Origin of the sequence: Pseudomonas oryzihabitans (genome assembly GCF_032027545.1) — a bacterium.
In the GTDB taxonomy this organism is placed as follows: Bacteria; Pseudomonadota; Gammaproteobacteria; order Pseudomonadales; family Pseudomonadaceae; genus Chryseomonas; species Chryseomonas oryzihabitans_F.
Genome location: NZ_JAVSJB010000008.1, coordinates 208,998 through 226,725, shown reverse-complemented (window position 1 = coordinate 226,725; position 17,728 = coordinate 208,998). Strand labels below are relative to the sequence as shown.

Below are 17,728 nucleotides of genomic sequence, written 5' to 3'. Positions count from 1 at the left end.
TCAAAAATCGCGGCGATAGAAGAAATCCAGGGAGTTGGCCAGCCCGCTGGCGATCTCCAGATAGAGCCGCCGGGTGAGCTGGTAACGCAGCGCGACCGTGTTGGCCGAATCGAATACCCCGACACCATAACGCAGCGACAACCGATCGGTGAGATTGCCCGACGCGACGACACTGGTCTTGTCGCCGGAGCCTGCGGTGTCGAGCTGGAAATTCTGGATACCCAGGCGCTGGGCCAGCTCGCCGGCAGTGCCCGAGCTACCCGCCAGACCCAACGCCAGGGCGGCCTGGCCGAGTACGTTGTTGTCCCCTTCGCTGCCGCTGGACAGCGGTCGTCCCAGCACCAGGTAGGCCAGCGCCTGTTCCTGGCTCATGCTCGGCTCGGAGAACACCTCGATGCGCGGTTGCTGGACGAAGCCGGAAAGGCGCAGGCCGGCGGTGACGTTCTGCTCCTGCACCACCCGCACCGCCTCGACATCGATGTAGGGCTGGCCGATAGGCCCCTGGAAGAACAGCCGCGCCCGTCTCATGGTCAGGCGCTGGCCATAGGCGTTGTAGCGGCCGTTGCGCAGGTTGAGCTCGCCGCGGGTATCGAGATTGTCGCCGATGTGGACCTTGCCGACGATCTCGGCGGACAGACCGAAGGCGTCGAAGGTGAGTTTGTCGGCGCCGACCAGCACGTCGACGTCCATGGCGATCTGCAGCGGCGGCTGCCTGGCCGGGGCTTCCTGGCCGACGATGACGGCATCGTCCGACACCTTGACCGTGGAGGGCGGCAGCTGTCGCACCTGGATGCGTCCGCGCGGCACCCTGACTTCCCCGGCCAGCGCCAGGCGCCCGTCCTTCATCAGGATCTTGAGATTGGGCGCCACTTCCAGCTGGGCATAGGGTTCGACGTTGACCGGCAGCCGGTCGCCGGTCACCGCGACATTGACGTCCAGGCCCTGGGCCCAGCCGACGCTGCCCTGGATCTGGCCGTGGCCCTGGGTACCGCTGCGCCAGCCGCCATCGAGGATAGCGGTATCCCCCTGAATGCGGGCGGTGAGGCCGAGATCCTGCAACCGGGTCGGCACGCTGCCGCCGCCAATGTCGCCACCGCTGAGCTGGATCTGGCCATTGACGCGGGGTTGCAACAGGGTGCCGCCCAGCTCGCCCGAGCCGTTGATCTTGCCTTCCAGGTGCTCGATGCCTTCGACGAAGGCCTTGCCCAGGGCGAGATTGAGACCCTGCAACTGGAAGTGCCCGGCCAACGCCTGGTTCGGGTCACGTGGGTCCAGCCGGGCCTGGACATCCAGGCGTCCGAGATCGGCGCTGGTCAGGTGTACCTGGGTGTCCACCTGTTGCGGCTTCAGGGTGCTGGTCACGTCGAGGCTGTCGTAGCTGAAGGTTTGCCACTGTCCGGTGGCGTCACGTAGCTTGAGACTGCCGCGGCCAGCCTGGAGGCGGACTTCCCCATCGGGTCCGGCCTTGGGCAGGCGCAGGTCCACGTCACCGTCGAGAGTGCCCTGCCAGGCCAGCTCCGGTGGCAGCAGCGGTTGCAGGCTGGCCAAGGGGAAGGCACGCAGGTGCCAGGCCAGGCGGGTATCCGGTAGCAGCTGTTGATCGTCGCCGCAGAGACTGGCCGCGCCCGACCGCCAGCAATGGCGGCCCAGCTCGAGACGGCCGCTGGCCAGGCGCTCGACACGCGCCGGACTCGCCAACGTCCAGTCCTGGCCGCTGGCGGCGACTGAGCCCCGGGCCATTTGCCCCTTCCAGTCGCCCTTCTCGGACAGGGTGCCGTCCGCCGCGAGGGCCAGGGTCAACTGAGACCCCTGGAGCGAAAGATTCGCCTGTTGCTGTCGACGATCGCCCTGCCCTTGCAACCGCAGCACCCCGAAGTCTCGGCCGGCCGCCTGCAGACCTTGGGCGGTGAGGTCCAGTTGGCCGCGCTGGCGCTCGTCCAGATCGGCGGACAACGCCAGGCTGGCCAGTCGATTGTCGGCATAGGTGAGTTGGCGACCGTTGAGCCGCAACTGACCTGCGGGCGCCTTGAGGGTACCGGCCAGGTCGAGTCGGCCCTCGGCGCTACCGGAGAGATCGGGCCAGAGCTGGGCCAGGCGACGCAAATCCAGCTGCAACTGGCCTTGCAGGCGCTGGTCGAGAGCGCCCTCTCCGTGGATGCGGTTGTCACCCAAGCGAATATCCAGCTGGGAGACCTGCCACTGCTCGCCGGCACCCTTGGCCTGGGCCGCCAGCACGGCCGGTTGGTTGCGCAGGCGGCCCTTCAGGTCCAGGTCGGCATCCAGTTGCAGGCGTCCCTCCTTGAAGGCGCCGGAGCTGCGCAACGGACCCGCCAGGCTACCCGGCAACTGGGCGACCCAGAAGGCCGGGTCCAGGCGACTGAGGTCCAGCGCCACCTGCCAGCTGACGCCCTCGGCGAAGCCCAGGTTGACCTTGCCCTGGGCGCGCCCCTGGCCGGCCTGCAGGTCCAGCGACGGTAGGTTGAGCTGGGTGGTGTCACCGCTGAAGGGAGTGGCCAGGGTGAAGGCGCCGGCCGGCCCGGTGGCCTCGGCCTTGAGATTGCCCAGGTAGCCGCCATCGCGATAGGCCACCTCTCCCTGCAAGCGCTGCAGGGACACCGGCGGTTCGGCCATGGGATAGAGACGCCGCCAGGGGAAGTCGCGCCAGTCGAGGGTGGCGTCGGCGGACAGGCCCTGCTGCCAGTCCAGTTGCCCGGCCAGTAGCACCCGCTGTTCGGGCGTGGCCTGCAGGCGCAGGGCAGCGATCCGTGCGCCCTTGGCGTCGACGCGGCCATCCAGCTCCAGGGCCACCGGGCCACCCTCCCCAGGCAACCTTGCCTGGCCGAGCAAGGCGTAGCCCGCGGCCAGATCGCCCCGGGCGGTGAGCTTGAGGTCATCCAGGCGCAGGGTATCGGGCAGGCTCGCCGCCGCCTTGAAGCCATTCGCCCCCAGTTGCAGATCGGCCGGGACATTCTCGACCAGGGGCTGGACCGTACCGGTCAACCGTCCCGGCAGGTAGCCGCTGCTGTCGGCCGTCAGGCGCAGGGTCTTATGCAGCTCACCCTCGACCTTCAAAGCCAGCGACCAGGGCGCCTGGTCCGGTGCCGGCAGGCCCAGGGTTCCGTTCAGTTGCAGCGGCCAGTCGCCCTGGGGCTGCAGATGCCCCTGGGTATCCAGCGTCAGGCCGTAGGCCGCACCAGCCAGGCGCTCGATGGCAACACCGTCGGCCTGCCAGCGCGCCTGCAGTTGCAGGTCACGAGCCTGTTCGGCGCCGTTGTAGAGCACCTGCCCCAGGCGCACCTCGCCCAACTGCACACCAACGGGCAAACCCAGCGACGGCAAGCGGACCGGCTCGCTTTGCGCGGACGCCGGCTCGGTGCTCGGCGCCTGGTCGATGGCAACCCGCGAGGCGGCCAGGGTATCGATGCACAGCTGTAGGCGGAGCAGGCAGCGTGGGCGCCAGGTGAATTGCGGTTCATCCACCGTCACCCGCGTAGCACCGCCCTGCCAGACCAGCTGCCGTGCCTGCCAATGGCTCCCCAGACGGCCCTGGAAGTCCGTCAGCGTCAGGCCGGGCACCTGGCCCAGTACCGCCCGCCCGATGTTGGCATTGCCCAGCACGAGCACCAGCAGCAGGATCAGCGCGCCCAGTAGGGCCGCCAGGATTCCGAGAACGACACCACCGACCGACTTCACAGCTCGGGCCCTATGGAAAAATGCAGGCGGATGCCACCGGGTTCGTCCAGGCCGTGGGCCAGGTCGACGCGGATCGGGCCGACCGGCGAGACCCAGCGCACGCCCACGCCGACACTCGTCTTGAGTTGATAATTGTTGAGATCGTTGAAGGCGCTACCCTGGTCGACGAAGGTCGCCAGGCGCCACTTGTCCCGCAGCGGATATTGGTACTCGACGCCACCGGCGATCAGATAGCGGCCGCCGACGTAGTCGCCCTCGTCGTTCTCCGGCGACAGCGTCTGGTAGTCGTAACCCCGCACGCTCTGGTCGCCGCCGGCGAAGAAGCGCAGCGACGGCGGAATCTTGTTGTAGCCATTGGTGAGGTTGCCGCCCAGTTGCAGCCGCCCGAGGAAGCGGTGGCCGTCGCCCAGCGTGATCAGCCCCCGTGCCAGCGCCGTGGCATGCACCATGTTGGCGTCCGACAGCAACCCTTCCTTGGCCGCCGACACGCCGAACTGCAGGCGGTAGCCACGATTGGGATCGATGCGGTTGTCACTGCGCAGCAGCGAGAAGTCCACACCCGGCATGACCAGGTTGGAGGTGCCGTCGTCGTTGCCCAGGCGATAGCTCTCGTTGCGCCACTTCACCGACAGCACCCGCTCCCAACCATTGGGAAACTTGCGGTGCCACTCGGGGCCGACGGTGAGTAGTTGGCTGAGGGAGTCGTCGTCGGCGATCTGCTCGTACTGGTAGCCACCGGCGAAGCGGAACTTGTCGTTGATCGGGTCCTGGCCCGGAATGTCGTACCAGGTGGCGACGCTCTGGCGCGGCGCCGACAGCTCGGCCTCGGCGCCCAGGCTGTGCCCCTGCGGGTTGAGCCAGTGGTTCTCCCAGGTGAATCTGAGACGCGGGCCAACGTCGGTGGAGTAGCCCGGACCGAAGCCGAAGGTTCGCGGCTTGCGGGTGCGCAGGGTCACCGTCACCGGGACTTCCGCAGGTCCTTCGGTCTTGGGGTAGGTGTCCAGCCGGGCACCATCGAAGAAGCCACTGGCCAGCAGGTTGCTCTGGAAGTCGGCGATCAGTTCGGAATCGTAGGGCGTGCCCTGGGTGAAAGGCACCATGCGCTGGAGCAGATCGGGATCGAAGGGCGCATCCCCCTCGAAGGTCACCTGGCCCAGGACGAAACGCGGCCCGCTCTCGAACACCAGGGCGATGTCGGCGAAACCGGTGGCCGGGTCGATGCGCAGCTGGTGCTGGGTGAAGGTACCGCGGAAGAAACCGTAGCGCTGCGCCTGGTTCTGGATGAGGCTCTTGGCATCCTCGTACAGCCCCTGGTTCAGCGGCTGGCCCGGCTTGAGGCCTGCGGGTATCGGCCGCTGGAAGACCCGCAGCTGGCGCGCCGGTCCTTCGATGCGGATGTCCACGTTGCGCAGCTTCACCGGCTCGCCTGGGCGAACCTCCACCACCAGCCGCGGCGTTTCGCCGGGATCAACGCGGGTCTCGATCTGCGCATGGTAGTAGCCCAAGGCCTGGGCGGCCTGCTCGGCCTGGCGCTCGGCGGCCGGGCGCAAGCGCTGCAAGGCGGCACTATCGCGCCCCTCGACGGAGCCGATGTAGGCCTGGATGTTGTCACGCAAGGGGGTATTGGCCGGCTCGACGCGGACGCTCACCTCGGCCGGCGCTGCCCAGGCCATCCCGTGCAGGCAACAGACTCCAATCAAGGCACGGCGTAGAGCTGTCGGACTATTCATACAGGGATGCTAACGGGCGTTGCGCTGTCAGACAAACGGATGCGTCCAGGGTTCGCTACCGGGCCGTTTCGCCAGAGTACGGCGGAATAGGCTAGGATCTCTCTTTTCCCAGGACAGCCAGAATGAAGATAGTTTGCTTTAATATCAATGGCTTGAGAGCAAGACATCATCAACTTTCTGCCATCATCGAACGCTACGATCCTGACGTGATCGGCTTGCAGGAAACCAAGGTCTCGGATGATCAGTTTCCCCAGGCGGAGGTCGAGGCGCTGGGCTACCACGTCCACTATCACGGCCAGAAGGGCCACTACGGCGTTGCCCTGCTGTCGCGCCTGGCGCCCCTGGAACTGCACAAGGGCTTTCCGGGAGATGGCGAGGAATCCCAGAAGAGGTTCATCTATGGTGTCTTCGCCGATCGCCAGGGCCAGCCGCTGGTGGTCATGAACGGCTATTTTCCCCAGGGCGAGAATATCGCTCACCCAACAAAATTCCCTGGCAAGAGGAAGTTCTACGCAGATCTTCAGAAACTACTTGAAGAGCGTTTCTCCGCCGATACACCTCTGCTGTTGATGGGTGACTTCAATATTTCCGCCCAGGACCACGACATCGGCATCGGCGCAGCCAACGCCAAGCGTTGGCTGCGAACGGGCGCCTGCAGCTTCCAGCCCGAAGAACGGGAATGGATGCAACGCCTGCTCGGCTGGGGATTGGTCGACAGCTACCGCCACCTGCATCCCGAGGTCGACGACAGGTTCAGCTGGTTCCCCTATCGCAGTCGCGGCTTCGAAGACGAGCCCAAGCGCGGTCTGCGCATCGATACCATTCTCGCCTCCCGCGCCCTTCGCGAGCGCATCGCCGCGGCCGGCGTCGACTACGACATCCGCGGCATGGAGAAACCCTCCGACCACGCCCCGGTCTGGCTGGAGTTGCGCTGAACGGCTGTAACGTCGGCGTCACGGAGCGGCCCTAAGGTGGCGGCCTCGTCGTAGGTTCGAGGCCCAACCCATGAACTGCTCCGCCCCGGTATTCCGCCGTACGCTGCTACGGCGAGCGGTGCTGACTCTATTGCTGCTTCCCCTGGTATCGTCCGCCACCTTGGCCGCGGAGACCGACATGCCGCTGTTGCGGCTCCAGGGTTCCAACACCGTGAACGCCCGCCTGGGCCCTCGCCTGGTGGCTGGCCTATTCGCGGAACGCGGTTACCAACAGCCGCAGACCCTGCCCACCGGCGTAGTGGATGAATGGCGTCTGGTGGCCCGCGCCCCCGACGGCAGCTCCGTCTCCGTGCAGATCGCTGCCCATGGTACCGGCACCGGCTTCGCGGCCCTGGCCAACAAGACCACCGATGTCGCTGCTGCCTCCCGTCCTATCACCGATGCCGAGGCGGCCACCCTCGCGCCCCTTGGGGACCTGCGTAGCCGGCAAGCCGAGTACGTAATCGCCCTGGATGGTCTGGCGATCATCGTGCACCCGGGCAATCCTCTGCGCGAACTCGACCTGCAGCAGCTGGCGCAGATCTTCGCCGGCGACATCAGCGATTGGCAGCAGCTAGGGGGTCAGCCCAGCCCGATCCATCTCTACGCCCGGGATGACCGCTCCGGCACTTACGATACCTTCCGCGAACTGGTATTGAATCCCGCCGGTAAGCGCTTGAATGCGCAGGCGAAACGCTACGAGTCCAACGAAGAATTGGCAGGGCAGGTCGCCAGCGATCCCGCTGGGATCGGCTTCACCAGCCTGGCGGCCGCGGCCAAGCTACCGATGCTGGCTCTGCGCGATGGCGAGGGACGCGCCATCCTGCCCAGCGAAGCGAGCGTCGCCACCGAGGACTATCCCCTGGCGCGCAGGCTATTCCTCTATGCACCGCCCAACGAACGGTCGGACTGGGTACGCAGTTTGCTGGAGTTCAGCCAGACACCCGCCGGCCAGAGCATCGTCCAACAGAGTGGTTTCGTCGCCCAGCGCATCGAGCCGCTGCGGATCACCGACACCCAGGGCATGCCCGAGGCCTATGCCGACCTGGCTCGGCGAGCCCAGCGCCTCACGGTGAATTTCCGCTTCACGGCGGGCAGCGCCCAACTCGACAACAAGGCCTTGCGCGATGTCGAGCGACTGGCCGACTTCATGCGGTTGCCGGGAAATGCCAGCCGACGCCTGGTGCTGGCAGGCTTCAACGATGCCACCGAGGATCCCGCTCGTGCCGCCCTGCTGGCGCGCCTCAGAGCCCTGGCGGTGGCCACCGCCCTGCGCCACCAAAAGGTCTTCGCCGCAGACCTGCTTTCCCTCGGCGACCAGTTGCCGGTAGCCGGACTGTCGCCCAACGGCCGGGTGAAGAATCGCCGCGTCGAGGCCTGGCTCCAATAGCGGCGACGCTTGAGCGGCTCCGCAGCCGCGCGACCTGGCCCACGGAGGCAAGCACCCTGGGGCGCACCTGGCAGCCCAGCCCGGAGCGAGCAGTCACCTCCCACTCCCTAGCCCGGGACCGTCTCAGGCGAGCCATTGAGCGCGGCGAGCATCCAGGGACTTCGCTCCTACCCTTAGCCGAGGCGAAGGGTCCTGGGCCAAGGGCTCTGCGCCATAACCGCCACTGCCAGCAGCCACCGCCTTCAACCAAGGTTCTCTCGACAAATTCGTACCACTGTAGCCATTCTTTTCGGAGAAGGATTCTTCACGCCTGGCGTCTGCGGAAGTCATTAAGTCGAGCGCAGGCAGGCTGCAAGAACAGAGTTAAAGTGATTTATGAGGTAAATCGATAATTTACAGCAAGAATCCGACCTAACTAGCTGATATTAGAGGCTTATGAAAAACGAAGAGCGATTCAGCGACAGGGTCTCCGCCTACGAGAAAGGTCGTCCGGGCTACCCCTCGACCGTGATCCAGCGGTTGGTGGCGGATCTCGCAGCGGATGCCGTGGTGGCGGATGTCGGCGCCGGTACGGGCCTGCTGACCCGGGAGTTTCTTACGGCGGGCTACACCGTTCACGCCATCGAGCCCAACGCCCCCATGCGCCAGGCGATGGCAGCGAGTCTCGCCCAGCGGGCGGGCTTCCATACCTGGAACGGTACGGCGGAAGACACCGGGCTGGGCGAACGGAGCGTGGACCTGATCGTCGTGGGCCAGGCCTTCCATTGGTTCGACCGCCTGCGAACCCGGTCGGAGTTCGCCCGGATCCTGCGACCCGCTGGCACCCTCGCCTTGATCTGGAACTATCGATTGTCCGACAGCAGCCCCTTCATGGCTGGTTACGAGGAGTTGCTGCAACGCCACGGCACCGATTACCGGCAGGTGGAGCACCGCAATCTGCGCCCGGCAGAACTGGCACGCTTCTTTGGCCCCGAAGGTTGCCAGCTGTGGGTGACGAGCAACGCGCAATGGCTCGATCGCGAGGGTCTGCAGGCGCGCGTGGAGTCATCCTCCTACCTACCCGCGCCCGGCAGCCCAGGCCATGCAGCGCTCAGCGCCGAGGTGGGCCAGTTGTTCGACGCCCACGCCGAACAGGGCCGGGTTCGCTTCGACTACGACACCCTGGTGTACAGCGGTCCTCTCACCTGAGGGCCGGCGGCACCGCGTCCAATCCCTGGATCTTCGCCCCGGCGGCGACACTTCGTTGGGAGAACCAGCCGGTCGCCGTTTCCAGGGCATAGCGTGCCGGCGCCCGGGAGCAGTGGCGGGTATCGGTCTGCGGCTGCATCTCCGCGAGGTTGAGGATGACGCCGCTGGCCGTGATGAAGGCCGCGGCCAGGGCACTGGGGGTATCCCTCATCCACAGGCAGCGGATGTCGTCACCGGGAAAGACGAACAACATGCCCTCATCGGCCCCGAGCGGGGCACGCCCCATCAGCCCCTGCGCACGTTGCGCGGGCGTGGCAGCGACCTCGACCCGCAGTATCTGATCGCCGATGCGCAACTGGAGACGGTCGCCGGCCCCGGCAGGCATCCCGGCCAGAGCGGTCAACAACGCGGCTACCCAGGCTCGCCGGCTGCTGGCCTTGCCCCTGGCATGGACAAAAACCTTCATCGCATGTGACCTTTGCCAGGCGAAAGCGATCTATCCCACATTGTCAGACAACCTCCCGAAGCCGATGTCCACCGCTACCCCACCACCCACGCTTTCGTCCGCCCAGGCTACCCGCATCACGCTGGGCACGGTGCTGTTCACCTTCATCGCCTACCTTACCATCGGCATCCCGCTGGCCGTGCTGCCAGGCTACGTGCACGGCGAACTGGGTTTCAACTCCATCATCGCCGGCCTGGTGATCAGCAGCCAGTATGTCGCCACCCTGCTCTCGCGCTCCCATGCCGGACGCATCATAGATACCGTCGGGGCCAAGCAATCGGTGCTCTACGGCATGCTCGGCTGTGGTCTCAGCGGTCTACTGATGCTCGCCTCGGTGCTGCTGCAGCCCTGGCCCTGGGTCAGCCTCGGCGCGCTGCTGCTGGGACGCCTGGTGCTGGGCTGCGCCGAGAGCCTCTCGGGTACCGGCGCTATTTCCTGGGCCATCGGCCGGGTAGGTCCGACCAATACCGCCAAGGTGATTTCCTGGAACGGCGTCGCCAGCTACGGGGCCCTGGCCATCGGCGCGCCCCTGGGCGTGGTACTGGTGGATCTGCTGGGACTCTGGATCATGGGCGCCAGCATCATGGCCCTGGCGCTGCTCGGCTACCGCATCGCCAAACCGCGGCCCGCCATCGTCCCGGTGCGCGGTAAGCGCCTGCCCTTCAGCACCGTGCTCGGCCGGGTGCTGCCGTTCGGGCTCGGCCTGGCCCTGGGAGGCATAGGTTTCGGCACCCTGGCGACCTTCATCACCCTCTACTATGCCAGCCAGGGCTGGAGCGGCGCGGCCCTCTGCCTGTCGGTATTCGGCTGCTTCTTCATCGGCGTGCGGCTGGTGTTCGCCAACGCCATCAATCGCCACGGCGGCTTCCGCGTGGCCATCGTCAGCCTGGCGGTGGAGGCCGTGGGCCTGGCCGTCCTCTGGCTCGCCCCGAGCGTGACGACCGCCCTGGTCGGCGCCGCCCTCACCGGCATCGGCTTCTCCCTGGTGTTCCCGGCACTGGCGGTCGAGGCGGTGCAACGGGTGCCGGCGTCCAACCGCGGCGCCGCCCTGGGTGGCTATTCGGTGTTCATCGACCTGTCCCTGGCGGTGACCGGTCCGCTGATCGGCGCCGTGGCCACTCATTTCGGCTACGCCGCCAGCTTCTTCTGCGCCGCCCTGGCCGCCCTCGCCGGCCTGGCGCTCAGCGTCGGCCTTCTTCGCCGCTTCGACGAGTCGTCTCGAGAACAGCCATGACCACGACCGCTCCGCCCACCACCGCGTTCGCCGTCACCCTGCGCATCATCTCCATCGTCATCTTCAGCTTTCTGCTGTTCCTCGCCATCGGCCTGCCGCTGGCGATCCTGCCGGGCTACGTGCACGACGACCTCGGCTACGGCTCGGTGATCGCGGGGCTGGCGATCAGCATCCAGTACCTCGCCACACTCTTCACCCGCCCACTCGCCGGCAAGCTGGCGGATAGCATCGGTGCCAAGCGCGGGGTGATCTACGGCCTGTTCGGCTGCGTCGCCTGTGGCGTCCTGACCCTGCTCGCCACTGCCCTGCAAAGCTTTCCCGCTGCCAGCCTGGGGCTGCTGATCGTCGGCCGGGTGATCCTGGGCATGTCCCAGGCGATGATCGGGACCGGTTGCCTGAGCTGGGGGATGGGCAGCGTTGGCATGCAGCACGTCAGCAAGGTGATCTCCTGGAACGGCATTGCCGCCTATGGCGCCCTGGCCATCGGCGCACCGCTGGGCGTTGCCATGGTCGCGGGATTGGGCCTATGGAGCCTGGGCGTCGCCATCGCCCTGCTTGGCGCTCTCGGCCTGGCCCTGGCCTGGAACAAGGAGGCGGCGCCGGTCATTCCGGGCGAGCGGCTGCCCTTCCACAAGGTATTCTGGCGGATCAGCCCCTTCGGCCTCTGTCTGCTGCTGAGCTCCATCGGCTTCGGTGCCATCGCGACCTTCGTCACCCTCTACTACGCCAGCAATGGCTGGCCCAACGCCGCCTTCTGCCTGACCGCCTTCGGCGCGGCCTTCATCTGCGCCCGCCTGCTGTTCGCTGGCGCCATCAACAAGATCGGCGGTTTCCGCGTGGCACTCGCCTGCTTCACGGTGGAAACCCTGGGCCTGTTGCTGCTCTGGCTGGCGGTGACGCCGCAGATGGCGTTGATCGGCGCGGCCATGGCGGGTTTCGGCCTGTCGCTGGTCTATCCGGCCCTGGGCGTTGAAGCCATCGTCAAGGTGCCGCCGACCAATCGCAGCGCTGCCCTGGGCGCCTATTCCCTGTGCCTGGATCTGGCCCTGGGCATCACCGGGCCGCTGGCAGGCGCCATCGCCAATGGCTTCGGCTTCAGTGCCATCTTCCTCTTCGCCGGGCTGATGGCGCTGGCCGGCCTCGCGTTGAGCGCCCTGCTCTATCGCAGAGCGCTCAACGAGGCTGCGGTCGCTCAGCCTCGGGCGTAGATATCAGCCCGCGACCAAGGCAGCTCGATCCGGCCGTCGACATGAGGCCGGTTGGCGAGCACCTGATGAATGTTCACCCAGTTCTTGCGGAAGGCATAGGCGCAACCCGACAGGTACAGCCGCCAGATGCGCAGGGCCTCGGCGGGCACCAGACGCGCCGCCTCGTCGAGATTCGCCTCCAGGGCGGCACTCCAGAAATCCAGGGTACGGGCGTAATGCAGGCGCAGGCTTTCGACATCGACCACCTCCAGTCCCGCGTCGCTCATGTTGGCAATGGCCCGTGACAGATGGGGTAATTCGCCCTTGGGAAAGACGTAGCGGTCGATGAACTCCCCGCCGCCATGACCGACCGCGCGCTCATCGGCATGCAGCGCGGTGATGCCATGGTTGAGCACCAGCCCACCAGGACGTACCGCGGCGAACAGCTTGCGGAAGTACAGGGGCAGATTGGCATAGCCGACATGCTCGAACATGCCAACGCTGACCACCTTGTCGTAGCGACCCTCTTCGGGCAAGTCGCGATAATCCAACAGCTCCAGTGTCACGCGATCACTCAAGCCTTCAGCCGCCACCCGCGCCCGGCCCAATTCGAGCTGCTCGCGAGAGAGGGTGATGCCGTGCACCTCGGCGCCATGCTCACGAGCAGCATGGCGCGCCAGGCCGCCCCAACCACAGCCCACATCCAGCAGCCGCTCGCCGGGCTGCAGCCGCAGCTTACGGCAGAGAAGCTCCAGCTTGTCGCGCTGGGCAGTGGCCAAGTCCTCGGTCCCGGTCTTGAAATAGGCGCAGGAATACACCAGCTCGGGGTCCAGCCACAGGCGATAGAAGTCGTTCGACAGGTCGTAATGATAGGCAATGGCCGAGGCGTCGGTGGCCTTGTCATGGGCTTGATGGAGGCCGTCCGGCGTCTGCTCGAGCCCTACCAGCGCCTGGCTCAGCTGATCACCGATCTCGATGGCATCGCTCATGTTCCCTTCCAGATCGATCCGCGACTCCACGAAGGCCTGGCCCAGGGCATCCAGGTTTAGCTGGCGGGGATCGGCCAGGAACTGGGGATCCTTGACGACCAGGGTCACCCGTGGCGTGGCGCCCAGATCGATCTCCGGCCCCTGGTCGATGCGGATGCGTAAGGGAATATTCAATCGGCGTAGTGCTGTGGGTAGCGTAGGAATCATGCGTAGGCTCCTGAAGGCTGTGAGAGTGCAACACTCGCCAGCGCCCGGCCCTTCCTCGGCCCCGGTGGCGCCGCTGGCCAACAACCTACTCGGAATACATCTTCTGTTACATGTCCCCTGAGAAATACAGCTTTGTACGCTTCGCAAGCATAGGCGCGAAGGGAGAATAAACAGGGAGCGTACCCTGGGAAAGACTAGAGCGGACCTGGGTCCGGAATAGGGGCAGGTGGTTTGGCCGGCTCGGTCAGGTTCTCCACCACATTGTCGGGAAGCTCGATATCAACCTCTTCATCGGCCATATCGGAATCATTCAAGGGCGCCTGGTCGCCTCCCAGCCACCACATAGGTGACATTGCCGGGGTGGCGCCATCGAGGGATGAAGACATCATGTTGCGGCTCCTGGTCGAAGGTCGTCGGTGATTAGGCGGCAACGAAGGGCGTTCGTTTCAACAAAACCATGACCGCACGTCGTTCCAGTAGCCAAGGTCTTTTCCCGCTGCAGCCTTCATTCAACCTGGAAAATCCTGGCTTCCTGAGCGACTACCGGATATCTCGGCGAGACAGGATTCATCCTTCGCAGATCAAGCAGCAGCTTGCGATTGCGAAGTTGCCTGCCTGGGGCAAGATCGGCATCGGGCAGCAGCCCAGGCGCCTGCCGCTCGAAATCCTGCAGGATGAGATCCCAGCGTGCGCAGATCTCCCGCTCGGCGATAGGGTCATGCCGTTTGCGAAAGATCATGGCGGCCCGCACGAAGACGAAGGGGTCTGCACACTGGCGTTGCCCCTGGGGCTGAACGAAATACTCGCGCTCACGTTGCAGGCAGTTGTCCAGCAGCACCTGCAGGTTGCCGATACCACTCAAGAAGAAGGCCATCTTTTCCCCTGCAGGTCCACCGGGGACCTAAATGGATGATCGGTGCACGCCGATGACCGGTCTGCCATCAGCACAGGACCGAGGCGGCGGAGCCGCCGATTGATAGCGGGCTCCCCAGGCCGCGAACAGCCACCCGTACTCGTTCGACGGTAGGCCGTACCGGGCCGCCCTGGATCACGTCCGAGCCCTGGCGGCATCAGCGGTTCAGCGGATCGCCAACGTCAGCCTGATCATCGATCTCGCCCGGGCTGGCCTCATCTTCGTCCTCGTCGTCCGGTTCAGCCAGGTCTGGCGGTTCTACCGGATCGGGCTCGACACCCTGGACCGCCGCCTGACTCATCTTCAGCTTCCGTGATTCGTTGGCCTGATGAAGGCTATTGATGGAGCTTTGCAATACGGATAGCGGAGCTGTCGGCTGGGGCCGTGCGCTGGGCGAAGCCGCCCGGGCCCAGGTGCGCATGTCAATTATCATGTTGCTACCTCTCAGTGAGACCAGGATGGCCTCAGGCATGTGAGGCTGGTCCGCCCCTGGTGTTCAGTGGCCACTATCACCATCAGTCCGATAAGACCCGCTGGCACGACGGCCTTCGCCTGCATCCGCCTTCTGCACCGGCCCCAGTCACGCCGTTGTCATGAACACCTCAGCGTATTCGGCCAGCGGCGACTAGACTCGGTACATCGCCCCTCTGGAGCTCATGCCGATGGTCTCTCCGACCCGATCCGAAGTCACCGGTGAACGGCTTGCCGTCGTCTCCGAAGACGAGCTGCTGTTGCAAGCCCTGGTTCGCGAAGTCCTCAAGCAGGAAGGCTTCCAAGTGGAAACCTTCGGCACCGCCGATGCTGCGTTGCAGTTTCTGGAACTACACTCGCAGCAGGTCAACCTGGTGGTGTCGAACGTGCGAATGCCAGGGGTGATCGATGGCATCCAGCTGGCCAGGATCGTCACCGAGCGCTGGCCCTCGCTCCCCTTCGTACTGATGTCCGGCTATGCCGGCCTGAGAAACGACATTCCTGCGGGTATCCCTTTCCTGCACAAACCTTGGACCCTGGACCAGTTGACAGAGGCGGTCAGGAAGGTGGTACCGCTGTCGATTCCCTAGGTTTGCCTCAGGCAGGCGTCACAAACTGGATACTTGCGGATCCGCTGGTCTTTCAAACACACGCCTCGACACCGTTTCACCGCTGGAATGCACCTCCCATCGAGCTCAACAGTCCGGCGGAGAAGGTATTGCAGCAAAGGTCGGTGCAAGCCGGCATCGCCACCATGAAGACAAACGGAGGGCGATGCCGAGGAAAGCCTACCTGTCCGCGGATTTAATCCCTAAAAGACGCTAGGCCACGCGCTGTAGGCATCCCTGGCGAGGACTGTCACCAGCAAGCCAGTTATGGCTGTCGAGCTTTTGAGTGGCATGCCATCAGCTGATATCCGAAGCTCAGGCTACCGATGGTTTTTGACCGATAAGTACAGTGTCGCCTTGCAAAGGCACATGAGAGCCTTTCACGCGGAGTTCATTGACCGCATACAACACCATCACGTTGAGCGCCACGGTATTCATCACCGTGCGCCTGGTAATCAGGCGGGATACCTTTGCCGGTACCCCGGGATCCAATAACGTAAGTAACACATCCTCACCCCTGTACTCGAAGAAATGCTTCACCGGGGGATTCAGGGTCGCCAAAGTTTCTTTTAGCCTGTTCATGGGGTTACCTGGTGAATCTATCAATACACTTCAATTTTGGACCTTTCTCCGCTAACTCTGTCACTCACCATCCATCCGACCACCCAGATGGCCACCTCTTTTAATTGTCGCGGAAACTGCCCCGCCTAAGGCATAAATGTAGGAGCCAGGCGAACGAACGACCAGGCCAGGAAACATGGCCTGCTACTTTCAGAGCGATTTTCCGCCGAACAGGACGCGATAGACAATCTACGAATGCCACGGTACCGCAGATTCAGGTGTTCAGAGAGATGCTGCAGCTGTGCATTACTGAAATACAGGATCACCAGGCGACCGTTCAACGTGCATTTCGCTTTCTACTCGATATCCAAGAAAACCCTCCCGGCCAATAGCGCCTTGCCTTGCCTTGCCTTGCCTTGATTGGCCCGGACGAGTTGAAGAAACTCCGGGCGAATGTGACCGCCCTTCATTCGAGCAAGCCAAAGTCGTTTCGCTTAACGCAGAACGAAGCGGCTACAACAGCCCTCCAGCGTTCCCGCGTTAGATTCTCTTCGATATTGCCGATTGCATCACCACTTCTCGAGCAATTCTTCTAGGCTTCCGCCCCCTATTCCGTGTTTTATACCCACAGCCGAAAGGGACATTTTTACCACTACCAAGGGAATAGACTCATGAGCAGCCAGAAGAACGCAAAAGCCGCTACTAGTTCGTCGGCACAACCCATCGAGCGGCAAATAGCAATCAAACAGCTGAAACTCTCGGCAGACCGAGCGGCGCTCGAGATTCTCTTTCAGCGTTATTCCGATGAACTTGAAGAAATCAGCAGACTGAAACGCAGTATCGCCCGTAGCAAGATAGTCCATTGACGCCGCGCCATCGCCAGGTCCAGCTCAACCGTGCCTAGCGAAAACGAAAGCGGCGGCCACCGGCCATAGGCTCGGCCCCCCCTGGCCATCGGCAGCTAGCTACCCCGGGTTCACGAGACGGCCAGGGTCATTCGCGCACCGCAGGAAGGGGCAGCGCCCCGCTTAAGGCTGGGGCTGGGCGTTATTCACTGGCGCATGGACAGCCGGACTCTTAGAGCCTGTTCATGATCTCGCGAGCTAGAGCCAAACAAGGCGCAACGACCTATCGGGAGCAACAGCCAACGGCTGGCCCGAAGGGTGAGCGCTAGCGAATCAAAGGGCTGAAGGAAGCGGATCGGACCCGCGCTCGAGTTTACGAGTGATAGATGAGCATTCCGACGGGGCCGCCTAGGTGGGGCTGGCCTTCCAGGCCATTTTCAACGCCGTTTGGCCGACGCGCAGCGGATTTTGAACAGGCTCTTAGCTTCACACCGCGGCTTACGCTAGGCGCAGGATCTACCGCAGGCTGAACCTCGAGATGCAGGCTGGCCCACCGTGGACCGCAGACCGCCACGCGTCTGGCGGATTCTGCGACCGCCCGCCCATCACTCGACGACAGGTCGTACATAGCTGGGCTCAAGGCACCAGCCTGGCATTCTTGTCGGCGATCAACGAACGCTCTGAAAGCTCCTGCTGACGTTGCTTCGCCATCTTCTGAATGCGCAGCTCGGCATTCCGCGCTTGAGTTTCTTCCAGAGTGGGTGGTAACTCTTCGCGCGGTGCCCCCGCATCCACCCTGGATTTCGTTTGCTCGGACATTTTCGGCTCCCGTAACGGCGACGTATGAGCAACATGGGAAACGTCAGCCCGGGTGCCGTTCAATGGCCACTATCACCAGCGGTCCGAAGAGCCCGTGAAGGGCCGAGTGAATAAAAATCCGACCGCCTTTCGTCCTCGGCAAGCCCGGAACGGCAGGCCAAGCGCCTGTCGGCCCTTCTTCGGCGTGGCGCCGGCAACCCAGCGCCTCCGCTGCCGGCGGCCTTATAAGTGCCGTCACACCTATGCGACAATGTGCTCAATGTCCGGCATGAACACCACCTTCATCGCCCAACAGCTGGGAAGCACCTTCCAGATCCTCCTTTCCACCTACGCTCGCTGAGCCGCCCCAGGTTCAGACTCGAGCAAGATAGCCAAGCTCGGCGTGGGTACCGAAACGGTATCGGCGATTCCGGC

General features: G+C 64.5%; 16 protein-coding genes. 7 read left to right on the top strand and 9 right to left on the bottom strand.

Annotated elements, in window-relative coordinates:
• Both RND78_RS16000 and RND78_RS15995 read right to left on the bottom strand, forming a co-directional pair.
• Complete coding sequence (locus RND78_RS16000; protein ID WP_312730164.1) at positions 1–3,693, bottom strand: translocation/assembly module TamB domain-containing protein; 3,693 nt, start codon at positions 3,691–3,693, stop codon at positions 1–3.
• Entirely contained in the window at positions 3,690–5,366 is a 1,677-nt protein-coding gene (locus RND78_RS15995) for an autotransporter assembly complex family protein (RefSeq protein ID WP_312730227.1), read from the bottom strand. Before RND78_RS15995 ends, RND78_RS16000 begins: the two co-directional genes overlap by 4 nt.
• 179 nt (positions 5,367–5,545) lie before the next feature.
• Between RND78_RS15995 and xthA the strand changes: the two genes are divergently transcribed.
• From xthA to RND78_RS15980, 3 genes are all read left to right on the top strand, one after another.
• Complete coding sequence (gene xthA, locus RND78_RS15990; protein ID WP_312730163.1) at positions 5,546–6,358, top strand: exodeoxyribonuclease III; 813 nt, start codon at positions 5,546–5,548, stop codon at positions 6,356–6,358.
• Positions 6,359–6,428: 70 nt separating this feature from the next.
• Positions 6,429–7,787 carry a substrate-binding domain-containing protein gene (locus RND78_RS15985; RefSeq protein ID WP_312730162.1) on the top strand — a complete coding sequence of 453 codons (1,359 nt, stop codon included), beginning with the start codon at positions 6,429–6,431 and terminating at the stop codon, positions 7,785–7,787.
• A 435-nt stretch (positions 7,788–8,222) separates the two neighbouring features.
• Positions 8,223–8,975 carry a class I SAM-dependent methyltransferase gene (locus tag RND78_RS15980; protein ID WP_312730160.1) on the top strand — a complete coding sequence of 251 codons (753 nt, stop codon included), beginning with the start codon at positions 8,223–8,225 and terminating at the stop codon, positions 8,973–8,975.
• Here RND78_RS15980 and RND78_RS15975 read toward each other — a convergent pair.
• Positions 8,968–9,441 (bottom strand): DUF192 domain-containing protein, encoded by a 474-nt coding sequence (locus RND78_RS15975; protein WP_312730159.1) that lies wholly within the window; start codon positions 9,439–9,441, stop codon positions 8,968–8,970. The two genes, RND78_RS15980 and RND78_RS15975, sit on opposite strands and share 8 nt — an antisense overlap.
• 64 nt (positions 9,442–9,505) lie before the next feature.
• On the opposite strand from RND78_RS15975, the gene RND78_RS15970 reads away from it, so the two are divergent.
• Together RND78_RS15970 and RND78_RS15965 are read left to right on the top strand one after the other, a co-directional pair.
• Positions 9,506–10,714 carry an MFS transporter gene (locus RND78_RS15970; protein WP_312730157.1) on the top strand — a complete coding sequence of 403 codons (1,209 nt, stop codon included), beginning with the start codon at positions 9,506–9,508 and terminating at the stop codon, positions 10,712–10,714.
• Positions 10,711–11,922: an MFS transporter gene (locus RND78_RS15965; protein WP_312730155.1), complete on the top strand. Its 1,212-nt coding sequence runs from the start codon at positions 10,711–10,713 to the stop codon at positions 11,920–11,922. Before RND78_RS15970 ends, RND78_RS15965 begins: the two co-directional genes overlap by 4 nt.
• On the opposite strand, the gene cfaB is transcribed toward RND78_RS15965, so the two are convergent.
• The 4 genes from cfaB to RND78_RS15945 form a co-directional block, all read right to left on the bottom strand.
• Positions 11,907–13,097, bottom strand: coding sequence for a C17 cyclopropane fatty acid synthase CfaB (cfaB, locus tag RND78_RS15960; protein WP_312730153.1), 1,191 nt, complete (start codon positions 13,095–13,097; stop codon positions 11,907–11,909). The two genes, RND78_RS15965 and cfaB, sit on opposite strands and share 16 nt — an antisense overlap.
• Positions 13,098–13,291: 194 nt before the next feature.
• A complete protein-coding gene (locus RND78_RS15955; RefSeq protein ID WP_312730152.1) occupies positions 13,292–13,486 on the bottom strand; it encodes a hypothetical protein in 195 nt (64 codons plus the stop codon).
• Between the two features lie 116 nt (positions 13,487–13,602).
• Entirely contained in the window at positions 13,603–13,971 is a 369-nt protein-coding gene (locus tag RND78_RS15950; protein WP_312730150.1) for a hypothetical protein, read from the bottom strand.
• A gap of 196 nt (positions 13,972–14,167) precedes the next feature.
• Complete coding sequence (locus RND78_RS15945; protein ID WP_312730148.1) at positions 14,168–14,431, bottom strand: hypothetical protein; 264 nt, start codon at positions 14,429–14,431, stop codon at positions 14,168–14,170.
• 241 nt (positions 14,432–14,672) lie between these two features.
• Here RND78_RS15945 and RND78_RS15940 point away from each other — a divergent pair, with 241 nt between their 5' ends.
• Positions 14,673–15,071: a response regulator gene (locus tag RND78_RS15940; protein ID WP_312730146.1), complete on the top strand. Its 399-nt coding sequence runs from the start codon at positions 14,673–14,675 to the stop codon at positions 15,069–15,071.
• Between the two features lie 333 nt (positions 15,072–15,404).
• Here the strand turns inward: RND78_RS15940 and RND78_RS15935 are convergent, their stop codons facing one another.
• The gene (locus RND78_RS15935) at positions 15,405–15,671 is read right to left on the bottom strand and encodes a hypothetical protein (protein WP_312730144.1); all 267 of its coding nucleotides are present in this window, start codon (positions 15,669–15,671) and stop codon (positions 15,405–15,407) included.
• Between the two features lie 650 nt (positions 15,672–16,321).
• Between RND78_RS15935 and RND78_RS15930 the strand changes: the two genes are divergently transcribed.
• A complete protein-coding gene (locus tag RND78_RS15930) occupies positions 16,322–16,516 on the top strand; it encodes a hypothetical protein (RefSeq protein ID WP_312730142.1) in 195 nt (64 codons plus the stop codon).
• Positions 16,517–17,131: 615 nt separating this feature from the next.
• On the opposite strand, the gene RND78_RS15925 is transcribed toward RND78_RS15930, so the two are convergent.
• The gene (locus tag RND78_RS15925; protein ID WP_312730141.1) at positions 17,132–17,314 is read right to left on the bottom strand and encodes a hypothetical protein; all 183 of its coding nucleotides are present in this window, start codon (positions 17,312–17,314) and stop codon (positions 17,132–17,134) included.
• Between the last annotated feature and the right edge of the window lie 414 nt (positions 17,315–17,728).

Excerpts from the sequence above, each read along its gene's own strand:
- RND78_RS15965 (WP_312730155.1), top strand. The coding sequence starts at position 10,711 with ATGACCACGACCGCTCCGCCCACCACCGCGTTCGCCGTCACCCTGCGC.
- RND78_RS15995 (WP_312730227.1), bottom strand. The coding sequence starts at position 5,366 with ATGGCCTGGGCAGCGCCGGCCGAGGTGAGCGTCCGCGTCGAGCCGGCC.
- RND78_RS15985 (WP_312730162.1), top strand. The coding sequence starts at position 6,429 with ATGAACTGCTCCGCCCCGGTATTCCGCCGTACGCTGCTACGGCGAGCG.
- RND78_RS15950 (WP_312730150.1), bottom strand. The coding sequence starts at position 13,971 with ATGGCCTTCTTCTTGAGTGGTATCGGCAACCTGCAGGTGCTGCTGGAC.
- RND78_RS15955 (WP_312730152.1), bottom strand. The coding sequence starts at position 13,486 with ATGATGTCTTCATCCCTCGATGGCGCCACCCCGGCAATGTCACCTATG.
- RND78_RS15935 (WP_312730144.1), bottom strand. The coding sequence starts at position 15,671 with ATGAACAGGCTAAAAGAAACTTTGGCGACCCTGAATCCCCCGGTGAAG.
- RND78_RS15940 (WP_312730146.1), top strand. The coding sequence starts at position 14,673 with ATGGTCTCTCCGACCCGATCCGAAGTCACCGGTGAACGGCTTGCCGTC.
- RND78_RS15945 (WP_312730148.1), bottom strand. The coding sequence starts at position 14,431 with ATGCGCACCTGGGCCCGGGCGGCTTCGCCCAGCGCACGGCCCCAGCCG.
- RND78_RS15970 (WP_312730157.1), top strand. The coding sequence starts at position 9,506 with ATGTCCACCGCTACCCCACCACCCACGCTTTCGTCCGCCCAGGCTACC.
- xthA (WP_312730163.1), top strand. The coding sequence starts at position 5,546 with ATGAAGATAGTTTGCTTTAATATCAATGGCTTGAGAGCAAGACATCAT.
- RND78_RS15980 (WP_312730160.1), top strand. The coding sequence starts at position 8,223 with ATGAAAAACGAAGAGCGATTCAGCGACAGGGTCTCCGCCTACGAGAAA.
- cfaB (WP_312730153.1), bottom strand. The coding sequence starts at position 13,097 with ATGATTCCTACGCTACCCACAGCACTACGCCGATTGAATATTCCCTTA.
- RND78_RS15930 (WP_312730142.1), top strand. The coding sequence starts at position 16,322 with ATGAGCAGCCAGAAGAACGCAAAAGCCGCTACTAGTTCGTCGGCACAA.
- RND78_RS15975 (WP_312730159.1), bottom strand. The coding sequence starts at position 9,441 with ATGAAGGTTTTTGTCCATGCCAGGGGCAAGGCCAGCAGCCGGCGAGCC.
- RND78_RS15925 (WP_312730141.1), bottom strand. The coding sequence starts at position 17,314 with ATGTCCGAGCAAACGAAATCCAGGGTGGATGCGGGGGCACCGCGCGAA.